The 21,583-nt window shown below is 59.9% G+C and carries 15 protein-coding genes; 3 read left to right on the top strand and 12 right to left on the bottom strand.

Going from position 1 to position 21,583, the window contains the following annotated elements; all coding sequences use genetic code 11:
* Positions 1–85: 85 nt before the first annotated feature.
* From HUV26_RS04920 to HUV26_RS04905, 4 genes are all read right to left on the bottom strand, one after another.
* Positions 86–1,765 (bottom strand): L-lactate permease, encoded by a 1,680-nt coding sequence (locus HUV26_RS04920; protein ID WP_174409001.1) that lies wholly within the window; start codon positions 1,763–1,765, stop codon positions 86–88.
* A 388-nt stretch (positions 1,766–2,153) separates the two neighbouring features.
* On the bottom strand, positions 2,154–5,810 hold the full coding sequence (nifJ, locus tag HUV26_RS04915) for a pyruvate:ferredoxin (flavodoxin) oxidoreductase (protein ID WP_174409000.1): 3,657 nt from the start codon (positions 5,808–5,810) through the stop codon (positions 2,154–2,156).
* A 487-nt stretch (positions 5,811–6,297) separates the two neighbouring features.
* The gene (locus HUV26_RS04910; protein WP_174408999.1) at positions 6,298–7,791 is read right to left on the bottom strand and encodes a sigma-54-dependent transcriptional regulator; all 1,494 of its coding nucleotides are present in this window, start codon (positions 7,789–7,791) and stop codon (positions 6,298–6,300) included.
* Positions 7,792–8,102: 311 nt separating this feature from the next.
* The gene (locus tag HUV26_RS04905; protein ID WP_174408998.1) at positions 8,103–11,510 is read right to left on the bottom strand and encodes a PAS domain S-box protein; all 3,408 of its coding nucleotides are present in this window, start codon (positions 11,508–11,510) and stop codon (positions 8,103–8,105) included.
* A gap of 267 nt (positions 11,511–11,777) precedes the next feature.
* Here HUV26_RS04905 and HUV26_RS04900 point away from each other — a divergent pair, with 267 nt between their 5' ends.
* Entirely contained in the window at positions 11,778–12,926 is a 1,149-nt protein-coding gene (locus HUV26_RS04900) for an HDOD domain-containing protein (RefSeq protein WP_174408997.1), read from the top strand.
* A 166-nt stretch (positions 12,927–13,092) separates the two neighbouring features.
* A complete protein-coding gene (locus HUV26_RS04895; RefSeq protein ID WP_174408996.1) occupies positions 13,093–13,443 on the top strand; it encodes a YbjQ family protein in 351 nt (116 codons plus the stop codon).
* Positions 13,444–13,680: 237 nt separating this feature from the next.
* On the opposite strand, the gene HUV26_RS04890 is transcribed toward HUV26_RS04895, so the two are convergent.
* Positions 13,681–14,115 carry a DsrE family protein gene (locus HUV26_RS04890; protein WP_174408995.1) on the bottom strand — a complete coding sequence of 145 codons (435 nt, stop codon included), beginning with the start codon at positions 14,113–14,115 and terminating at the stop codon, positions 13,681–13,683.
* 235 nt (positions 14,116–14,350) lie between these two features.
* Here HUV26_RS04890 and HUV26_RS04885 point away from each other — a divergent pair, with 235 nt between their 5' ends.
* Complete coding sequence (locus HUV26_RS04885) at positions 14,351–15,430, top strand: EAL domain-containing protein (RefSeq protein WP_174408994.1); 1,080 nt, start codon at positions 14,351–14,353, stop codon at positions 15,428–15,430.
* Positions 15,431–15,562: 132 nt separating this feature from the next.
* On the opposite strand, the gene HUV26_RS04880 is transcribed toward HUV26_RS04885, so the two are convergent.
* From HUV26_RS04880 to HUV26_RS04850, 7 genes are all read right to left on the bottom strand, one after another.
* Positions 15,563–16,576: an FAD:protein FMN transferase gene (locus tag HUV26_RS04880; protein ID WP_243451267.1), complete on the bottom strand. Its 1,014-nt coding sequence runs from the start codon at positions 16,574–16,576 to the stop codon at positions 15,563–15,565.
* 13 nt (positions 16,577–16,589) lie between these two features.
* Entirely contained in the window at positions 16,590–17,480 is an 891-nt protein-coding gene (gene rnfB, locus HUV26_RS04875) for an RnfABCDGE type electron transport complex subunit B (protein ID WP_243451266.1), read from the bottom strand.
* 61 nt (positions 17,481–17,541) lie between these two features.
* The gene (locus HUV26_RS04870) at positions 17,542–18,117 is read right to left on the bottom strand and encodes an electron transport complex protein RnfA (protein WP_174408993.1); all 576 of its coding nucleotides are present in this window, start codon (positions 18,115–18,117) and stop codon (positions 17,542–17,544) included.
* Between the two features lie 11 nt (positions 18,118–18,128).
* A complete protein-coding gene (gene rsxE / locus HUV26_RS04865) occupies positions 18,129–18,803 on the bottom strand; it encodes an electron transport complex subunit RsxE (protein ID WP_174408992.1) in 675 nt (224 codons plus the stop codon).
* A gap of 29 nt (positions 18,804–18,832) precedes the next feature.
* The gene (gene rnfG, locus HUV26_RS04860) at positions 18,833–19,411 is read right to left on the bottom strand and encodes an RnfABCDGE type electron transport complex subunit G (protein ID WP_174408991.1); all 579 of its coding nucleotides are present in this window, start codon (positions 19,409–19,411) and stop codon (positions 18,833–18,835) included.
* A gap of 3 nt (positions 19,412–19,414) precedes the next feature.
* Positions 19,415–20,374 (bottom strand): RnfABCDGE type electron transport complex subunit D, encoded by a 960-nt coding sequence (locus tag HUV26_RS04855; protein WP_174408990.1) that lies wholly within the window; start codon positions 20,372–20,374, stop codon positions 19,415–19,417.
* Complete coding sequence (locus HUV26_RS04850; RefSeq protein WP_174408989.1) at positions 20,374–21,576, bottom strand: NADH:quinone oxidoreductase subunit RnfC; 1,203 nt, start codon at positions 21,574–21,576, stop codon at positions 20,374–20,376. The genes HUV26_RS04855 and HUV26_RS04850 overlap by 1 nt, the downstream gene beginning before the upstream one ends.
* Between the last annotated feature and the right edge of the window lie 7 nt (positions 21,577–21,583).

Here is a 21,583-nt window from a genome sequence, read left to right as displayed (position 1 = left end):
GCACCGCAGGTGCACTGGTACAGGCGGGTGCTGCGGTGCAAAATTTAGGACAGGGGCGCGGGTGTTCCGCGCCCCTGTATTCATGCTAGAAACCCAGACCCATGGAAACCGCGATGAGGCCAAGGATGCCTGCGAATGCCACGTAGTAGGTCATGGGGATAAGAGCAAACTTGATGAGCTTGCCTTCCACGCCCACAAGGCCGACGGTGGCGCATGCGGCCACGACGTTGTGCACGCAGATCATGTTGCCCGCTGCACCGCCGATGGCCTGCAGGGCCACGATGATGGTGGCGGGGGCACCGATCTGGTCGGCAACGCCGAACTGGAAGAGCGAGAACATCATGTTACTGACGGTGTTACTGCCTGCGATGAACGCGCCCAGAGCACCGATGATGGATGCGAAGGCGGGCCATGCGGTACCGGCAATGGCGGAAACGCCGTTGGCCAGAGTCAGCGGCATGCTGGCAAGGCCGGCTTCGTTCACGCCGGAGTTGATGAAGATACGCACCATGGGCACGGCAAAGCCGAGGGCCACGCTGGCACCGACCATGGTCTTGGCGGAAACGCCGATGGCCTTGACCATATCTTCGCTACGCATCTTCTGGATGAAGAAGGTAAGGGCCACGGTCACGATGAAGATGGTACCGGGAAGGTACAGCATCTGAGCGTTGGTGGACAGGCCGGTGCCGAGGATGTTGCTGTAGTTGATGGTCACCGCAGGGCTGGTCAGGAAAGCCTTGAGCGGGGCCCAGGTACGGCTGAGCACCAGCAGCAGGGCAACGATCAGGTAGGGAACCCAAGCGGCGAGCAGGGAAACCTTGGTCTTGCCGTTCTTTTCGCTGGAGTCGGCCTTCAGGCTGCCCATCCAGTCGGAGCCCCACTGGGATTCCGGGGGGAAGTCCCATACACGCTTGGGAACCAGGAAGCCCTTCTTGGCAGCCGTGATGACCACGGGCAGAGCAAAGAGGGGAGCGATGAGGGACGGGAAGTCGGGGCCGAGGGTCACACCCACGATCATGTAAGGAATGGTGAAGCACAGACCGGCGAAGATGGCGAAGGGAGCTGCTTCCAGACCTTCCTTCCAGGACTTGTTCTGTCCGAAGAAGCGGGTGAGCATGATGCACAGGAAGGTGGGAATCAGGGTGCCGATGATGCCGTGGAAGATAGCCACGTTGGAGGCGATCTTCAGCAGGTAAGCCATGAAGGCCGGGTCGGTGAACTTTTCAGTGCCGAGCATGGCGTGCACGGGGGCGGCATCCAGACCGGTGCGCACACCCAGAAGGATGGGCGTACCTACGGCACCGAAGGACACCGGGGTGCTCTGGATGATCAGAGCCATGAGGACGGCGGCGATGGCCGGGAAGCCCAGCACGACCAGCAGGGGGGCGGCAATGGCCGCAGGAGTACCGAAGCCGGCTGCACCTTCGATGAACGCACCGAAGAGGAAGGCCACGATGATTGCCTGAATGCGGCGGTCGGGGCTGATATCCATAAAGCCCTGACGGATGGTGGTCACTGCGCCGCTGAAGGTAAGCGTGTTAAGCATCAGGATTGCGCCGAACACGATGTAGAGGATCGTGGCGGCAATGAAAACACCCTGAAGGCTGGAGGCAACAACCCTGGTGACGTCCATTCCCCAGAGGAAGATGCCCATGGCACCGGTGTAAAGCCAAACAACGGGCATGGCGTGTTTGGCGGGCCAGCGCATCATAACCAGCAGAACGAAGACGACCAGGATTGGTGTAAAAGCCAAGAAAGCATGCATTTTTCCAACTCCTCCTGTTAATTCTTGTTGCAGTATCGATCAGGAAAGGCTGTGACGCTGAGGTACCGCAATCTTGTTCGGGGCAGTTTACGGGGCAACAATTGCAGCGATGCCCTGTGCTTTTCCTGAACCGTGGTACCCGGCGTTGTTTTTGCGTATTCCTTGCCGAACTGCCTAACGAAACCACACATCCCTTACGGGTACGGTTGTGCCGAATATCCGGTTGCGCCCAGATCGCTTTTCACGGAAGCCGGCATATGCTTCGTGACGCGCATCACCCACAGAACAGGCGCTCGGAGTCTTCAGGCAGTTATACGGTTGCTACAATTCAAGTGCGGGTGCCGGGCCGGAACGTCCGGCCCGGCATGCCCGCACGGCCATTAATCAGTTATTTCGCGCCGCGGCCATCGTCGCAGGCTGCGCCGGATTCCGGCTTGGCGTGCTCAGGGGTCTCGGTCGTGGTGCAGAACTCGCCTCCGTCCTTCTTGGCAGCGGAGCCGGGGGTTGCCGCGGATGCGTCAACATGTATGCCCGGCAGTTCGCTCAGAGCCTTGAGGTAGAGGAAGCGCTCCTCGTATTCCTTCTCGATAAGGGTACGCAGGCGCTTGGACTCTTCGGGAGCCATCTTTTCCAGCATGGCGTAACGGTTTTCGCCGGAGAGGAATTCCTGCAGCTTGCCGTTGGGAGCCTTGCTTTCCAGCTTGAAGGGATTCTCACCCTTGTCGGCCAGTTCGGGGTTGAAGCGGTAGAGCGGCCAGTAGCCGGTTTCCACGGCCAGCTTGCCTTCTTCCATGGACTTGCCCATGCCCTTGCGGATGCCCTGGTTGATGCAGGGAGCGTAGCAGATGACGAGCGAGGGGCCCTTATACGCTTCCGCTTCCTTGAAGGCCTTGATGACCTGGTTCATGTTCGCGCCCATGGAAACGGAGGCGACGTACACGTAGCCGTAGGTCATGGCCATCTGGCCGAGGTCCTTCTTGCCGGTCTTTTTGCCGGAGGCGGCGAACTTGGCGATGGAACCGAGCGGGGTAGCCTTGGAGGACTGTCCGCCGGTGTTGGAGTACACTTCGGTGTCCATGACGAGGATGTTGATGTCCTCGCCGGAGGCGAGAACGTGGTCCACGCCGCCGAAGCCGATGTCGTAGGCCCAGCCGTCGCCGCCGAAGATCCATACGGACTTCTTGGTGAACAGGTCGGCCATGGAGTGGATTTCATCCAGCAGGGCGCTTTCTTCCACGCCGGCTTCGATGAGGGTGAGCACTTCGTCGCCTGCCTGCTTGGAGCCATCGGCATCTTCCTTGGCGGCGAGCCATGCTTCCAGAGCGGACTTCATTTCGGCGGTTTCAACGGTGTCTATGGCCTTCTTCACCAGATCGGCCAGACGTGCGCGGCGCTGGTTGAACGCCATGCCCATGCCGTAGCCGAATTCGGCTGCGTCTTCGAACAGGGAGTTGCCCCATGCCGGGCCGTGGCCGTCCTGGTTTACGGTGTAGGGCGTGGTGGGCGCAGAGGCACCCCAGATGGAGGAGCAGCCCGTGGCGTTGGCGACGATCATGCGTTCGCCGAACATCTGGGTGAGCAGCTTCACATAGGGGGTTTCGCCGCAGCCTGCGCAGGCACCGGAGAATTCCATGAGCGGCTGCTGGAACTGCGAACCCTTAAGGGAGTCGCGCTCCATGACGTCGGTCTTGAGGGATATGTTGGCTTCGGCAAAGGCAAGGTTGGGCACCTGCTCGCCGAGCTGGGTTTCGATGGGCTGCATGACCAGCGCCTTTTCCTTGGCGGGGCACACATCGGCGCAGGAACCGCAGCCGAGGCAGTCCTGAGCGTATACCTGCAGACGGTACTGCAGGCCCTTCAGTTCCTTGCCCTTGGCTTCCACGGTGACGAAGGAGGCCGGAGCGCCTTCCAGTTCATCGGCAGTGGCAAGGTAGGGACGGATGGTGGCATGCGGGCACACGTAGGAACAACGGTTGCACTGGATGCAGTTTTCCGGCAGCCACTGCGGCACGTTGATGGCCACGCCGCGCTTTTCGAAGGCGGCGGTGCCCACGGGGAACAGGCCGTCCGGCTCGAAGGAGGAGACGGGCAGCTTGTCGCCCTGCTGGGCGAGGATGGGACGAACCACGTTCTTGATGAAGTCGGGAGCGTCGTCCGCCACGGCGGTGCAGCATTCTGCGGTGGCCCATGCGGCGGGGTACTTCACTTCAGCAAGGGCATCCACGGCCTTGTCCACGGCCTGGACGTTCATGTTGACGATCTTTTCGCCCTTCTTGCCGTAAGCCTTGTGGATGGACTTTTTCAGCAGTTCGATGGCCTTTTCGAAGGGCATGACGTTGGCGAGCTTGAAGAACGCGGTCTGCATGACCATGTTGATGCGGCCGCCGAGGCCCACTTCGGATGCGATCTTCACTGCATCGATGTTGTAGAACTTCAGGCCCTTGTTGGCGATGGTGCGCTTCATGGAGGCGGGCAGTTCCTTCTCCATGTCTTCAAGGGTCCAGTTGGAGTTCAGCACGAAGGTGCCGCCGGGCTTGATGCCTTCCAGCACGTCGTACTGGTTCACGTAGGCAGACTTGTGGCAGGCCACGTAGTCTGCGTTGTTCACCAGATAGGTGGACTGGATGGGCTGGTTGCCGAAGCGCAGGTGCGAAACGGTAAAGCCGCCGGACTTCTTGGAGTCGTACGCGAAGTAGCCCTGCGCGTACATGTCGGTGTTGTCACCGATGATCTTGATGGCTTCCTTGTTGGCGCCCACGGTGCCGTCGGCACCAAGGCCGAAGAACTTGCACTGCACGGTGCCTGCGGGAACGGTGTCGAGCACGCCGCCCACTTCAAGGGAGGAGCTGGTCACGTCGTCGGTGATGCCCACGGTGAAGTGGTTCTTGGGACCGGCCACCTTCATGTTGTTGTACACGGCCAGCACGTCGGCGGGGGTGAATTCCTTGGAACCGAGACCGTAGCGGCCGCCGATGATGGTGGGCATTTCGCCGCGTTCCATGAAGGCGGTGCAGATGTCCATGTACAGGGGGTCGCCCAGTGCGCCGGGTTCCTTGGTGCGGTCGAGCACGGTGATGGTTTCTGCCGTGGCGGGCAGCACCTGCAGCAGGTGGTCTGCGGAGAAGGGACGGTACAGGCGGACCTTGATGAGGCCCACCTTCTCGCCCTTGGCGAGCAGGTAGTTGACCACTTCTTCAATGGTCTCGTTGGCGGAGCCCATACAGATAATGACGCGCTCGGCTTCCTCGTGACCAACATATTCGAACAGCTTGTACTTGCGTCCGGTCAGGTCGCCGACCTTCTTCATCGCCGCTTCTACGTGGCCGGGCACTGCCATGTAGTAGGGATTGCAGGCTTCGCGGGCCTGGAAGTAGATATCCGGGTTCTGGGCGGTTCCGCGGATATGCGGGTGTTCCGGGTTCATGGAGTTGTGGCGGAAAGCCTCAACCTTTTCCCAGTTCACCAGTTTGGCGATGTCTTCATAGTCGATGACTTCAATCTTCTGCAGCTCGTGGGAGGTGCGGAAGCCATCGAAGAAGTGACAGAAGGGAACGCTGGACTCAATGGCGGCAAGGTGGGCGACAAGCGCCATGTCCATTGCTTCCTGAACGGAGTTGGATGCCAGAAAGGCGAAGCCTGTCTGGCGGCAAGCCATGACGTCCTGATGGTCACCGAAGATGGAGAGTGCATGGGAGGCCAGAGCGCGTGCGGAGACATGGAAAACGCCGGGAAGAAGTTCGCCGGCGATTTTGTACATATTGGGGATCATGAGGAGCAGACCCTGCGACGCAGTGAAGGTCGAGGTGAGTGCGCCCGCAGCCAGAGAACCGTGCACTGCACCTGCTGCGCCTGCCTCGGACTGCAGCTGGCGGACGGACACGGTCTGGCCCATGAGGTTCTTCTTGCCCTGCGCGGCCCAATCATCGGCGACTTCGCCCATGTTGGAGGAGGGAGTAATGGGGTAGATGGCGGCGGTGTCGCTCAGTGCGTACGCAATGTACGCGGCGGCGGTGTTGCCATCCATAGTCTTCATCGTTTTGGCCATTCGATAACTCCTTTGTCTAACCTTGAAGCATGGTGTCATGCTGCCCCGGTTGCCATCCCCAGGCAGTGATCAGGATATGATCATCGGCTTCGGCGCGAGTTTTTCCCCGTCTCGCCCCGGCTGTTTGGTTGGCTGGTGAACCGTGGGTGCTTTAACAAAAAATATGCCATATTGCGCGATATGAGAAAATGTTTTTATTTCGCCTTGTTACCTCCTTTGGGCAGAATTTGGCCGGGCTAGAGCCGCTTTGCGAGTCTGAAAAAAAGCATGCCCCGGAAGCGCGCCTGACTTAGCTGGCTGGCATGATGCGGGCTGTATCCTTGCCAGATGCGGCTTTGAAGGAAAAAATCATGCTCCGGTGTGTGTCTGAAAAAACGGACGCACCCTGCGAGAGTGGGACATCATACTGCAAAGTGAATGCGCAAACAATATCTAAAACCGATGCAGGGCCGGCTCGCAGGAGCCTGCAGAGTCTACCGCCTGCACATTACAGGTTGATATTATTCTTTTTGAGCAACGCATAAAAATGCGACCGGGACAGCCCGGAACGGCTGATGATTTCTTGCACGTTGCCGCCTGTCTGGACGATAAGCGCCTCGATATACAGGCGTTCGAGCAGTTTTTTCATATCTTTGAGCTCCGGCAGGTGCATGGCGGCAAGGGACGCGGCGAGGGATTGTTCGAAATCTGTGTCTGTTTTTTCAGACGAAAGAGCAGGGGATGCCCCGGCCGCTGACGATGCAGCAGGTGGTGCGGGCACCTGAGAAAAGGTATTTGAGCATGTCTCGCCGGGGGTGCGGGAAAGGTTGGCCTTGGCCACCTTTATGCGCAGGTCGTGCGGCAGGTGCATGGCATAGAGCATGGATTCCATGCCGGATGAAACGAAGGCGCGTTCCAGCACGTTGAACAGTTCGCGCACGTTGCCCGGCCAGTCGTTGCCTGCCAGCGTGCCGAAAAAGTCTGAGGAGAAGCCCTTGTTGGGCACGCCATACTGCTCGCACAGCCTGTTCACATAGAACATGGCAAGGGGCTTGAGGTCGTCGCAGCGCAGGCGCAGCGGGGGCAGTTCTATGTGCATGGTCTTCAGGCGGAAGAGCAGGTCTTTGCGGAATTCGCCGCGTTCCACCATCTGGTCCAGATCTTTGTTGGTTGCGGAAATGAGGCGGAAATCGCTCTTTATTTCCTGCGTGCCGCCCACGGGGCGGAAGACCCGCTCCTGCAGGAAACGCAAGAAGGATTTTTGGATGGAGAGAGGCATCTCGCCCACTTCGTCCAGAAAGAGGGTGCCTTTGTCCGCCACCTTGACCAGTCCGTCCTGATCTTGCTGCGCGCCGGTGAAGGACCCCTTTTTATGACCGAAGAGGGTTGATTCCACCAGTGTTTCCGTAAGGGCGGCGCAGTCTACCACCACGAAGCGGTTGTCACGGCGCAGGCTGTTTGCATGTACGGTGCGGGCGGTAAGCTCTTTGCCTGTGCCGGTCTCTCCGGTGATGAGCACGTTGGCATCTGTGGAGGCTGCCTGTGCCACCAGATTGAAGCACTCCCGCATGGCGGCGCTTATGCCGATGAGGTTTTCCAGATTCAGCACCACGGGTGCCGGACTTTTGCTCAGCTTTTCTTCACGGTACTGCAGGGCGCGTTTGAGGGTGAGCGTGGTCTGCTTTATGGGGGTGGGTTTGACCAGATAATCCCACACGCCGCCCTGAATGGCCAGTTCCGCGCCGTCCGGGTCGCCCCTTCCGGTGAGGATGATGACTTCCGGCGCATCTTTGGCACTGCGGATCTGGGGCAGGGCGTTCAGGCCGTTTCCGTCCGGGAGGCGGATATCCAGAAACACCACGTCGAACTGTTCTTCCTGCAACGCCTTGAGTCCGGCGGCAATGGTGTTTGCCGCCCTGCCGGTATAGTTGAGACGCGCGACGAGACTCTGGAGGGTTTCGCACACGTGGAGGTCGTCGTCTATGATCAGGATGTTGGGCATGGGTGTCTGCTTGGGAAGTCTTGTGGTTGGGTTGAGCGGTCAAACATATGCCGCTCTACAAAAAGCCAGTGATGCTCACATCCGCATCATTCCCAGAAACGGGTCGCTTGTAAAGCCTCTGTTTGGTGTCGGAGCATACAGAGGGGAGGCATGGCCTGCTTTGCCTGAGGTCATAGAGAGCATGCCCGCGAGCATGCCCCATATTGTGGCTCAAATCGTGCCCGGGATTGTGCCCGGGCGCATGTCTGTGCATATGACCAAGGGTATGGCCAAGGGTATGACCAGACGCACAACTGGTCTCTTGGCCGGTCTCATGTTCGGGTAAGCACCTTGCGGATGGCTTCTGCCAGCGTATTACGGTTGTACGGCTTGCTGACCACGCTGCGGATGTTGGGAATGGTGCCCGCCCCCTGCGAGGCCACATCGCGCCCGGAAACGAGGATGACGGGCAGGCCGGGGGCCACGCCGAGCACCTCTTCCGCCAGTTCCAGCCCGTTGATGTCGGGCATGTCAAAGTCGGTGATGAGCAGGTCCCACGCCGTGGGGGTGTGTTGCAGCATGGCAAGCGCATCGGCCGGGTGGGCGGCAGCCTGCACCGTATAGCCGAGGTTTTCCAGCACACGGGGAATGGTCTGCAGCTGGTCTTCGTCATCTTCCACAAAGAGGATGCGCCCTGCCCCGTGCAGGGGTTGGCTTACGCCTGCTTCCTGCGGGTTTTGCGCGTCTTCCATGCTGGGGAGGTATATTTCGAACGCAGTGCGCTGGAAGGGGCGGCTGTGCACCAGAATGCCGCCACGGTGGGCCTTGATGATGCCGTGCACAACGGCCAGCCCCAGTCCTGTGCCTTCTGTCTTGCCCTTGGTGGTGAAGAAGGGGTCAAAGATTTTGTCCAGTATCTCCGGTGCGATGCCGGGACCGTTGTCCGCCACGGAGAGCACAAAATAGTTGCCCGGCGTGACGTTGATGAGTTTGGCGTCCTCTTCGTCCAGACGGGTCTTGTCCAGCGAAAGTTCCAGCACGCCGCCGTAGTTGCGCAGGGAGTGGAAGGCATTTGTGCACAGGTTCATGACGACCTGATGAATCTGGGTGGGGTCTGCCATGGTTACGGCCTGCACCTGCTCCGTGTGTTCCCGGATATCTATGTTGCGGGGCATGGAGGCCTTGATGATGCCCAGAGCCTCGCTCAGCACGTCGTTGATGTTTGTGGTGATGAAGCCTTCCATGGAGGGACGGCTGAAGGTGAGTATCTGTTTTACCAGCTGGCTGCCGCGCTGGGCTGCGCGCAGGGCGCGCACCATGTCGGTCCATGTATGCGAGTCTTCTTCAATATCCATCAGGGCCAGTTCTACGGAGTTGATGATGGAGGTGAGGATGTTGTTGAAGTCGTGCGATATGCCGCCCGCAAGGGTGCCGATGGCCTCCATTTTTTGTGACTGGAGCAACTGGCGTTCCAGATTGATGCGTTGGGTGATGTCTTCTGCCGCCGTGAGCAGGCCCACGACCTCGCCGTCGTCGCCATGCAGGGGAACGCGGTTGGTCTCCAGCCATACCATTTCGCCGTGCGGCCCGGTGATGGCAAGCCGGGTCTGGTACTGGGCGTTGTTTTCTGCCACCACGCGCTGTTCTGCGGCGAACAGTTCTTCCGCATCCGGCGGGTAGGGCATGATGTCGCGGTTGGTTTTGCCCGCGAGTTCTCCCGGCCCGTCCAGTCCGAAAAACGCGCAGAAGGATTTGTTTGCGCCGAGGTAGCGCAGGGTTTTGTCCTTCCACGAGACCAGCTGGGGGATGTTGTCCAGCACCAACTGGAGCATGCGTTCCGACTCGCGCCGTGCCTTTTCCGCGCGTTTGCGCTTGGTCACGTTTTCCGCGAAGCCTTCCAGCAGGTCTACGTTGCCCAGCCTGTCGCGGATGATGCGGACAGAAATGTTGGCTATGACGGTGGAGCCGTCTTTGCGGGAAAAGGCCTTTTCGTAGGTGCGCACCTCTTCGCCTGTTTCTCCTTCTCCCGTGAGGGTAAGGTCGCTGATGAGGCGGCGGGGGATGTCTGAATCCGATTCGAGCATGGCCTCCGGCGTGGCATATCCGGCCATGTGCGCGAGGGCCGGGTTTATGTCCACAAGGTCGCCGTCCGGCTTGAGCCGGAAGATGCCCAGCGGTGAATTGACGAAGATGGAGCGGTATTTTTCTTCCGCCGCACGCAGGCTGTCTTCTGCCTTCTTACGGTCGGTGAAGTCGAAGATGATGCCCACAAGGCCTGCGATTTCTGACCGGGCGTTTATGTTGGTGGCCTTGTGCAGGATGATATTGTGCAATTGCCCGCTGGGCGGGGTGATGGTCTGCTCGTATATGGCCACGCCGGGTTCGCGCAGCAGGGCGCTGTCTACGGAATCGTGCAGTTGTGAAAGGCCCATGCCCTGCAACTGCCATTCGTTGCGGTTTAGTATCTCTTCGCGCGTCACGTTGAAGAACCGCTCGAAGGCCACGTTACATTCCTTGTATCGCCCGTATTTATCCTTGGAGTAGATGGGGATGGGAATGGTGTCCATAAGCAGCCGCAGGAAGGAAAGCTGGTCTTTGATCTTCTGTTCCACCGAGCGCTTTTCAAGAATATTCATGACCAGCATGACCAGCGTGACGGTGAGGATGACCAGACTGACGATGATGGTCCAGAAGACCTGCTTGTTCAGTTCGTAAAAGCGGTTGGGGGCATTGATGATGGTTGCGCCCTTGGGGAGCAGGTTTTCGCTTATGTGCAGGCGTTTCAGCTCGGTGTAGTCGAATTTCCACTGCTCTTCGCCGCTCAGGATAACGGGGATATCGGGGGGCTGCGTGCCGCCGAGCACCTCTATCGCCAGTTTGGCGGCGGTGGAGCCGTGCGCCTCGCCGGAGAGCAGCTTGCCGCCCGTGATGCCGCTGCCCAGCAGGAATGCCCAGTTGGAATAGAGCGGTGCGCCGGTGCTTGCCCGTACCAGCTGGAGCAGTTCCTGCGCGGAGTAAAACTGCCCGTCTATGTCGCGGTACATGGGGATGAAATAGAAGAAGGTGTCCGGTCCGGCGTTGCGCACCCAGTTCAGCATCTGGTCCAGAGAGTAGTCGTTCCAGAATTCTATGGTCAGCCTGTTGCGGAAGGCGGGGAGTGCCTCGCGTATCTGCGTGCTTATGGCAACCCCGGTGACGGACTGGTCGCCGATGACCACCATGCGGCGCATGGCAGGGTGCATGCGCAGGGCGAATTCCAGATTGGCGGCAACGTCGAAGCTTTCTACCACGCCGGTGATGTTGCGTGATGCCACCGAAGCGGGGTTGAAGTCGTTTACGCCGCAGAATACGGCGGGCACGCCGGGAAAGAGCTGCTCGCCGTATTCGAGGATGAAATCGAAGGCGGCGTTGTCTGAAACGATGATGACATCAAACTTTTTGCCCCTGAACTTGTCGCGGTAGAGGCTGAGCAGCGGCTGGACCGTTTCCTCATACCGGAACTTTTTGGAGTCCATGTATTCTACTTGCAGGACAATGCTGTAGCCGCTTGCTTCCAGCGTCTGTTTGATTCCGTCGAAGATGGTGTCTGACCACGAGTAGCCGTTGTGATAGGAATTCAGGAACAGGATGTTCTTGCGTTCTTTCTGCGTCAGCGCATGGGCGGGCGACACCACAAGGAACGCGGCGAGCAGCGCGGCGAAAAGCAGGGCTGAATATATGGCGGGGCGGGAGCCGTGCATGGGGTCTCGGAGGTCTTGTTCCGGCATTGCCGGATGTGATGATGGTACGCGCCTATTCTACGGTATCGTCCGTGTTCTGTGAAGCAGGGGGGACGGCTGCCGGTCCGGAGGGGTATTAATGATGCAGCCGGAGGGTTCCGTCAAGGACGGGAAGCACAGGGCGGGCGCGGTTTTCTTGCCATGCCGCGCGATTCCTGCAATAGGTATGGGAATCAGGATGATGCGCGCAAGGGCGGTGCGCGCACTGTGGAATAAGGGGGGCTACGGATGATGTGGGAAACGCGATTTTCCGCCAATGCACGGACGGGCGGCGGGCAGGAGCTGGCCGAAGAAGCCGGACGGATATGCGAGAGGCGGTTCCGCCACGCCGATGCCGGACATCCGGCAACGCAGGAGTTGCGACGGCTGGCGGAACGCTGGTGTGTTAGAGATTTGACGGCGGGCAGGCGTCCCTTTGCGTTTGTGCATACGCCGGAGGCAACGGGAGCGTGCGGTGCTGAAGGGGGCGGACGTCCTTGTGCGCCCGGTCTGCATGGCTTGCCCAGTGTGCATGGCTTGCAGGATTCCGCCGGTGAGCGGGAGGACCCGCTGGACGTGTTGCAGACCGACTTCAGCCTGCCTTCGCTGCCGCTGGTGGTGATGGAACTGCAGAAGACCGTGGCTGACCCGGAGAGTTCCGCAGCCGATGTGGCAGCCGTGGTTGCCAAGGATGCAGGGTTGACGGCTTTTTTGCTGCGTCTGGTAAACAGCGCGTTCTACAGTTTTCCTTCTCAGATAGACACCATATCCCGCGCTGTGGCGATTGTGGGCACGCGGCAACTGGGACAACTGGCTCTAGGCGCCTGTGTCATGGACATGTTCCGGCATGTGCCGGGCAAGGTCATGGATCTGACGGCGTTCTGGAAGCACTCCATAGCCGTGGGTATGCTTTCGCGCCGCCTTGCGGAACGCGTGCGGCTGCCTGAGCCGGAAAGGTTTTTTGTCTGCGGCCTGCTGCACGATATCGGATTTGTGATGCTGTGCGCGGCAAAACCGCGTAAAGCCGCCGAGGTGTTGCGCGTGGCGCAGGAGCGGTCCGTTCCCCTGTTTGTTGCCGAGGCAGAAGTGATGGGTTACGACCATGCCCGTCTGGGCGGTATGCTGCTGCGCAAATGGAATTTCCCCTTCCCGCTGGCGGCGGGGGTGCTGCACCATCATCTGCCGGAAAAGTCTGCGCAGTTCACGGAGCCGCTTATTGTGCATGTGGCGGATGTGATGGCCAAGGCACTGGGGATTTGTGCCACGCCGGAGGCGTATGTGCCGCCGCTGAGCCCGGACGCGTGGAGTCGCACCGGGCTTGCACCCGAAGACCTGGGGGCTGTGGAGCGCGGGTTGTATGAGGTGCTGGAGGATATGTGCCGCTCCCTGCTGGGCTGACGTGGCTGGGTGCGGACTGCACGGCAACCCTGCATCTTTTCACGGATTTTCGCAGCCGTGTAACCGGCAGGGCGGAGCGGGCGTCTTGAGTGGCAAGCACTTTGCAATGATGAATGCACACTGGCAAAATCATGACGCAAGGCGCTTGATACCAAGGAGGAAGCCCATGCTTTTTTTACTCGGCGGTAATGAAAAGAAGTCCCGCAAGGCCGAAAACGGTCGCACGGAAAATATGGAAGTGGTCAAGGACCTTTTTCTGACGGGACGTTTTCCCGTGGTGACCACGGAATCGATGGAAGGAAGGGTGCTGGGCAAGGTGCTCGGTCTGGTTGTGTGCCGGGGCTATGATTCCGACGAGGCGTTTTTCGGCATGGCGGCCCGTGCCGTGAACAAGGGGGCGCAGGCTATCATAGGCTACAAGGAGAACGTGGCCTTCCATCCTGACGGAAGCAAATATTTTTGCTGTTATGGAACAGCCGTGCAGTTTGAGAAGCCCAAGAAGGCACTGACCATCTGATATTTTTCTGATATTTCACGGGTGTCGCTCAGATATTCCTCAGATGTTTCTCAGATATTTCTCGGATGTCTTCCGGATCTCTGTTTGACAGGCTGCCGGACGGTGGCACGAAGACCGCATGCCACGTCATGAGAATGACGCTGCCTGTCCGTCCGGAGAACAGCGTATGCACATGGCCCGCCCGGTCAAAAAACCGGGCGGGCCTTTTCCATGTCGTGTCCGGGGCAGGTGTTGTGGTTAATAGGAAAGCACCAGCGTGTCCGGTCTTGTTACCGCCTCCACGCCGCCGCCTTCCCGCGCGGAGACGCCGGGCAGCAGATCGGCTGTGGTCATGCTGCCCACATGCTTCATGCACATGGGACAGGCAAGCACGGTGCCGCCCTCATCCATGAACTGCCGCAGCATGTCGGCAATGGTCTGCCCGTCCGCATAGCGGGGAGAGGGCTTGCCCGCATGCACGAGTTCCACGCCGTAGGTATTGAAAAACAGCGTGGCCTGCATGCCTTTGTTTTTCATGATGGCGCGTGTGAACTGAATGGCCATGGCGGCCCGGTTGGTATCGTTTGTGGTGATGTTGGCAAAGACATGGCGTTGTGATTCCGCCATGCCGGGAGCCGCGTTGCAAAAGAGCAGTGCCAAGGCGACAAAAGTTGCCACAAGAATGTTCCGCATCGTTTTTCCTCCGTTCGGGCTGGTGATGGAGTGCTTACTGTATGCGAAGGCCGTAGTTTTGCCAGTATTATTTGCGGGCTGCGGGAGGGCTTGCATAGCAGCCGGGACAAGGGGCCAAGAACCGAATGTCCGGACATGCATGGTATTGACAGAGCCGTTGCGCAGGCGTGTGCTCTTAGGTATATACTGGGGAAACCGCCCGACCGGGGCGGGACGCTGAGCCGGAGAACGAACCATGCGCACCCCCTGTCCCCGTTGTGAGATGCTGCCCGATTCCCCGCCCGATGAGGGGGTTTTGTATGTTGTTCCGCCTATCACCGAGGCCCGTCAGTCGCTTGGGAGGTATCTTGACGGCGCGGGAATGCCGTATGAACTGGTCACGCACGGAGTGTTTGCCATTCCTTACGGACCGGGAGGGGTGGAGCGGCTCTGTTCAGACTATTTCTGCACCTTGGGTGCTCTTGAAGCCCGTGATACACGTACCCTGACCCTGAAGCGGGGCAGCATTGTTTCTGTGTGCGATATACTTCGTGCGCAGCCCCTTTCTGCCCTTCTTGCGCGGATGCACGGGCGGTGGCTTTCCGGCATTATCGCCGATGAGCGCATTGTCACATACTTTCATCCCATTGTACGCGCCGAGGCTCCGCTTGAGGTGTATGCCTACGAGTGCCTTGCCAGAGGGATGGAGAACGATGGCAGCATTATTGCTCCGGACCGCATGTTTTCCGTGGCCCGTGATGCCGACATTCTGTTCAATCTGGACAGGGCATGCCGTCTTGCGGCAATTCGCGATGCGCGGCGTTGTCGGGGCGATGCAATGGTCTTTATCAATTTCAATCCCACGGCCATCTACAAGCCGGAGTTCTGTCTGCGCACCACATTGGAGGCCATGGAAGAGGCTGGTTTTACTCCGGCCAATGTGGTCTTTGAAGTAGTGGAAAGCGATCATGTGGGCGATGTGGGGCATCTGCTTTCTGTGCTGGATTACTACAGGGAACGAGGTTTCCGCGTGGCGCTGGACGATCTGGGAGCGGGCTACGGATCATTGAACCTGCTTTCGCAGCTCAGGCCGGACTACATCAAGCTGGATATACAGCTCGTGCGGAATGTGGATTCCGATTCCTACAAGGCACGTATTACGGAAAACCTGCTGGAACTTGCGACCCGGTTGGATATTCCTTCCATTGCCGAGGGCGTGGAGACGGTGGCCGAGTGGCAGTGGCTGAAGGCGCATGGGGCGCGTCTTGTGCAGGGGTATCTCTTTGCCAGACCTGCTGCCGAACCGCCTCGGCCTGTTCTGCCGGGCAGGGGGTGACGTGCCGTTGGCACTGGCGGGGTGATGCTATGCCCCGTGTTGTAAGGTGCAGCATGGATGCATCAAATGAGAAAAGGCCGCCCCGGATGGGACGGCCTTTGTTGCGTTGTCGGATGGTCTTGCCTGCGGATGCTAACCCCAGCGGTGCGTGGGGAACATCTCGCCGGATTTGGTGATGATGAGGGCCTCGCGTCCGGGCAGGCTGTTCATGAACTGCAGCCCCGCGCGGGTCTGCATGATGCTGACAGCCGTTGCCAGTGCGTCCGCCTCCATGACGGAGGGGGCGGTGACGGACACGGAAGCCATGTTGTTCGGGCTTTTGCCGGAAACAGGGCTGACAAGGTGCGAGTAGAGGCGCTGCTTATCGTAGAACACCTCATAGCCGCCGGAGGTGGCTATGGCACCGGTGTTCATGGTGATGACAGCGGGATGCACCCCCTGCTTGTCCGGGTCCTGAATGGCAATGGTCCACGCGGTGCCCTTGGCGTTTTCGCCCATGGTACGGATGTCGCCGCCTGCGTTGATCATGTGGCTTGAGGCTCCGTGCGCTGCGAGAACGGCGGAAGCCTTATCCACGATGTAGCCCTTGGCAATGCCGTCCAGCGTGATGCCCATGCCCTGACGGGCAAGGCGCACGTTGCTGCCGGAAACCCGCACGCCGTCATGTCCCACCAGAGACAGGGCATGTTCGAACTCATCTTTTGAGAGGGTAAGTGCGCCGTTCAGGTTTTTCTTGGCGCGGTAGAGATCTACCACGGGTTTGACGGTGATGTCGAAGGCGTTGTCCGACAGGGAGCCGAAACGCAGGGCGCGGTCCATGACCTCGGCAAGTTCGGCGGGGATGCCGGAAACCTTGCCTTGATCGTTGAGGACGGAAACCGGCGTTGCGGCATCGTAGCGGCTGAAGATGCCCTCAAGGCGCGCAATTTCTTCAAAGGCGCGCCCGACAGCCTCTTCGCCCAGCTGCTTCGATTCGTGCAGGGCGGTTATGGTGACGATGGTGCCCATCATCAGACGTGTCTGATGCACGGAATGTTCCTTGCCCACGCGGGCGGCCTCGCAGACCATGGGCAGCGCGCCGTTCACGGCGGCTCCGAGGCCGAGAAGACCGCATGCCGTGAGGAACTGGCGACGATTGGTATACATGCTCTTCGCTCCTTTAGGCAGTGGGCTGGGGTTGTTCCGGTGCCTGTGCCGGGGCGGCGGCTGCGGCGGCTGCCGCTTCCCGCGCCTTGGCGGCCGAGCTTACGGAGCACATGAGACGCAGGATGTTGCGGGGGCAGGCCTCCACGCACGCTTCCTCGCAGTCCGGCCCGTAGGCAAGGCAGACAGCCTGATCTATCTGGATGCGACCGTCCGGGTTGCTGATGGCTGTGGCGGGGCATTTTTTGATGCACTTGCCGCAGTTTATGCAACCGGCCTCGCACACGTTCATCACGTCCTTCATCTTGTCCTTGGTGGAACAGAAGACCTGAACGCGGGCGCGGCGGGGGATCATCTCCAGAATATGGTTGGGGCAGACACCCACACATGCGCCGCAGGCAACGCATTTGTCGGGATCTATCCGTACCAGGTCGTTTTCAATGTACATGGCGTTGAAGTTACACACCTTAACGCAGTCGCCGAAGCCAAGGCAGGAGAAGCGGCACGCGTCAGGCCCGTCTTCCAGCTGCGCGGAAGCCGCGCAGGAGGAGAGGCCCTGATAGTCGTACTTTTTGGCAACCTTGCCCTGGTCCTTCACGCAACGGCGGAAGGATATCTGCGGGTCGGCACCGCCGGCGGCTTTGCCGGACAGTTCGCCCACCTTGGCCGCCACGTCCGGGCCACCGGCGCAGCAGAGCCCTGCAGAAACCGATGGGTCCTGTATAACGGCGGCTGCATACGCATCGCAGCCTGCAAAGCCGCAACCGCCGCAGTTGGCGCCGGGCAGAGCTTCAGACACGGCAGCCACTCTGGGGTCTTCTTCCACGTAGAACACGCGGGAAGCCACAGAGAGCACGACTGCGGCGATAAAGCCCAGTGCCAGCAGAGAAAGCACAGATGTCAGCATAATGCTATCCTTGTGGTTTGCCCCCATGCTTGGGGGTCAATTACCGCGAATCCGCCCTACCCTAAATCATGCCTGCAAACGCCATGAACGACATGGACATGATCCCCGCGATGACCAGACCGGCGGGAACGCCTTTCATGGACAGCGGCAGGCGGGATATCTCCATCCGTTCACGGATGCTGGCAAGAAGCACCAGAGCCAGCATGAAGCCGAGCCCGGTGGCGAAGGAGTAGTAGACGGACGTGCCCAGGTCATACGAGTTGCGCTGCACCAGAATGGCGACGCCGAGCACGGCGCAGTTGGTCGTAATCAGGGGCAGGAAGATGCCAAGCGAACTGTACAGCGGCGGAATGGCCTTTTTGAGGAACATTTCCACAAGCTGGACCAGGGAGGCGATGACCAGAATAAACATGATGGTCTGCAAGTACCCGAGGTCCAGCGGAATGAGCACGAGAGACTGAATGAGCCATGTAATCGGCGTGGCAATGAGCATGACGAAGATAACCGCGCCGCCCATGCCTATGGATACGCCCTTTTCCTTGGAACACCCAAGGTAGGGGCACTGGCCCAGATATTGGGCCAGAACGACGTTGTTGACGAAGACGGCTGAAATGAGAAGCAGGAAGTACTCTAACATGGACTACGCTCCTATTCCCGGCCCATGGCGCAGGCGCGACAGGCGTCGCAACCGGGCATGGGGTTTTCAGCGGGGTTTTCGCCGCGCCGTTTGGCCTGAACGATGTTCAGCATGTTCATGCCCGCCAGCAGCAGACCCAGAGTGACGAATGCGCCCGGGGCCTCTACCATGAAGTGCACGGGCTGGAATCCGGGGCCGAATATTTCGCGCCCGAACAGGGTGCCAAGGCCCAGAAGCTCGCGGATGCCGCCCAGCAGGGTGAGCGACAGGGTAAAGCCTATGCCCATGCCCAGACCGTCGGCGATGGCGAGATGCACGGGGTTTTTACCCGCAAAGGCCTCTGCCCGGCCGAGAATGAGGCAGTTCACAACGATAAGGGGCACGAAGATGCCCAATTGCTGATACAGAGGATAGGTGTATGCCTGCATGAGCAGTTCTACCGAAACCACCAGCGAGGCGGCGATGGCGATGTAGCAGGCGATACGGACTTTTTTGGGGATGATGTTGCGGATGAGCGAAATGACCGCGTTGGACATGGTCAGAACGAAGATAACCGCAAGCCCCATACCCAGACCGTTTTCCGCGGACTTGGTCACGGCGAGAATGGGGCACAGGCCCAGCATCAGCCGGAACGGTGGCAGCTCAGCCCACAAGCCTTTGGAAAACTCTTTCCACATACTGGCCATTGTTTTCTCCTTTAGAGGATCACGGCCGGCTACTGCCAGGTTTCCGTGGCTTCGGATTTGAGGGCCTGATACACCTTAGCCGCGTTCTGCACAGCCGTGATGACGCCGAGGCTGGAAATGGTCGCGCCGGACAGTGTGTCTATCTGTCCGCCTGCGGATTTCTGGCTGATGGCCATGGGCTGGTTTCTGAACTGCTTGGTGAACCGGGCGTCCGCGACAACGGTACCGAGGCCCGGCGTTTCCTTCATGGTGGTAACGCCGATGCCGGTGAGGGTATCGTTCTGCACGTTGAAGCCGACCATAACGCCGATGTCGCCGCCAAAGCCGCCGCCGAAGTCTTCAAGCGCCAGCGCAACGAGCTTGCCGCCCTTGAGCGCGGGAAACACGTTGATTTCTTTGCCGGTAACCGGATTGACGAACTTCTTTCTGTCCGCGATGGGGTCGTTGTCGGCATCGGCCAGCACCTGCTGGATAGCCGGACCCTGCACGAAGGTGAGAACCTGCATTTCAATGGCCGGGGCCGTCATCTGCTTGAGATAGGAGAGACAGAACCCGGAAAGGCCGCATATGGCGGAGAGAACCACGATCATTTTGATTATTTCACGCATGGCCTACCTCGCTCCAAACGGTTTGGGCTTGATCAGGTCCACGAGGGGGCTGACCATGTTGGAGAGCAGCACCGCGAACATGACGCCGTCCGGGTACTGGCCGTAGGTCCGGATGAGAATGACCAGCACCCCGCCGATGATGCCATATACCAGACGGGATACGCAGCCTACGGGGGAGGAGTTGGTGTCTGTCATCAGGAAGAAGGCCGCCAGAACGGTGGAGCCGGTGAACAGGTGGAACAGGGGGCTGGCGTACACGGTGGGATCGATGAAGTAGTACACCGAACCGAGACCCAGCACGCCGACGATGAAGCCCACCGGGGCCTGCCAGCGGATGGTGCCGCGCACGATCAGGTAGATGCCGCCGATGAGCAGCGCACCCACCTGTGCCGCTCCCAGTGCGCCCAGCTGGGCACCGGAGAGGAGGGCGGGAATGCCGAAGTCGGCCACCTTATCCACGCCGAAGTACTTGAGCTGGGTAAGGGGGTTGATCATTTCCGTATTCAGCAGCACGGCATCGGGGTCCATAAAGATGGGCCACGAAACGCTGCAGAACGCCCAGCCCACGGCGGGACCGGCCACGGGAGAGCCGCCCAGTTCGCCGAACAGCATTTTGCCCATGAGCATGGTCACGGTGGAGCCGGCCACAACCAGCCACCACGGTGCGCCTGCGGGCACAATGAAGGCGAAGAGCAGGCCGTAAACCACGGCGTGCAGGTCGTCTACCATGACTTCGCGGTTCATGAGCCGGGTGGCCAGAACTTCAACCACTATGGCGGTGGAAACGGAAAGCGCCATGACGCGCGCGGCTTCCATGCCATACCAGTACAGCGCACCCACCACGGCGGGAGCAAGGGCGATGAGGATATTACGCATCATGCCCTGTATGCTGGTGCCGCAATGGAAGTGGGGCGCAGCCCCTACGGCGAGGAACGGAGCGGCTGGCAAAGCTTCTTTAGCCATTATGCTACCCCCTCTTCACCCTGCAGGGAGCAGGCGCTTACCTGTGCTTCCTTAAGGGCAATCTGATGTTTGCCGAGTCTGATTATCTGCAGCATGGGCCTGCGGGCCGGGCAGTAGTAAGCGCAAAGGCCGCATTCCATGCAGTGCTGGATGCCTTCCTTGGTGCAGTGGTCGTACTGGCGCACTTCCACGTACCGGGAGACGAGGCCGGGCATGATGCGGGCCGGACAGTTGAGCACGCATTCGCCGCAGCTTATGCACTGGTGGTTGGTTACGGGAGCAAAGGTGCCTTGTTTGATAAGGAACAGGCCCGCCGTATCCTTGCCGATGCCGAGCATGAGGTTGGCTGTTGCGCTGCCGCGCATGGGGCCGCCCACGATGACCATGTCGCCGTCGGCAATCTGGTGCCCGGCGTGCTGCAGCAGCACGCTGACGGGAGTGCCGATTTTTACGGTGTAGTTCACGCCCTGCACGCTGACCACGGCTTCCGTGAGCGGCAGGCCGGTTTCGGCCACGCGGCCGAGGTTGTACAGCGTGTGCAGGGGCAGCACCCGGTAGCCGGAGCTCTTCTCGCTGCCGCTGACCTTGGCGATGAGCAGCTCATCCAGACTGTTGGGGTATTCCGCCTTGACGCCCGCAGAGGTGACGCCGGAAAGAGACGTTTGGGCACCTTCCGGGCAGGCAAGAACCATCTTGCTGGCGGGGGAGAGCTTGCGCAGCACGCCAAGTCCGGCTTCCAGCGTGGCCTTGTGGGCAGAGAGCATGGTCTCCGCAAAGGTGATGCCGGGTTCCGGGTTCAGGCCGTTAATGATCAGGGTGTCGCACTTCTTGAGCAGGGGGCGGGTGTCCACGCCCAGTTCCTTAAGTGCGGCGGCAAGGGGCTCGCCTTGCAGAGACGCAAGGTTTACGGGAGCGGGAGATGCGGGAACAGCCGGAGCCTCGCCCTCGGCCGGGGCTTCCAGCGCGGCCACCACAACGCAGTCTGCTGTGATGTCTGCCACTGTGCCGGGGATGCCGGAGTGCAGGTTGCCTGTCTTGGCGTTTTTGTGGTCCGCTACCAGCGTGCCAGCGCCCACAACGGCCTTTTTCTTCACCGTCTTTGTCTCGTGCCCGGCCAGCGGGATGCGGAGTTCGGCGGGAACAGGACCGTCAAGAAAGCTACCCTTGTCTCCGTAGGTCAGGGAGAATTTAGCGTTACTCATTATGCTA

Source organism: Desulfovibrio psychrotolerans (assembly GCF_013340305.1).
GTDB classification, from domain to species: Bacteria; Desulfobacterota; Desulfovibrionia; order Desulfovibrionales; family Desulfovibrionaceae; genus Halodesulfovibrio; species Halodesulfovibrio psychrotolerans.
The sequence above is the reverse complement of the archived record's forward strand: the minus strand, read 5'-3'. Positions and strand labels throughout refer to the sequence as shown.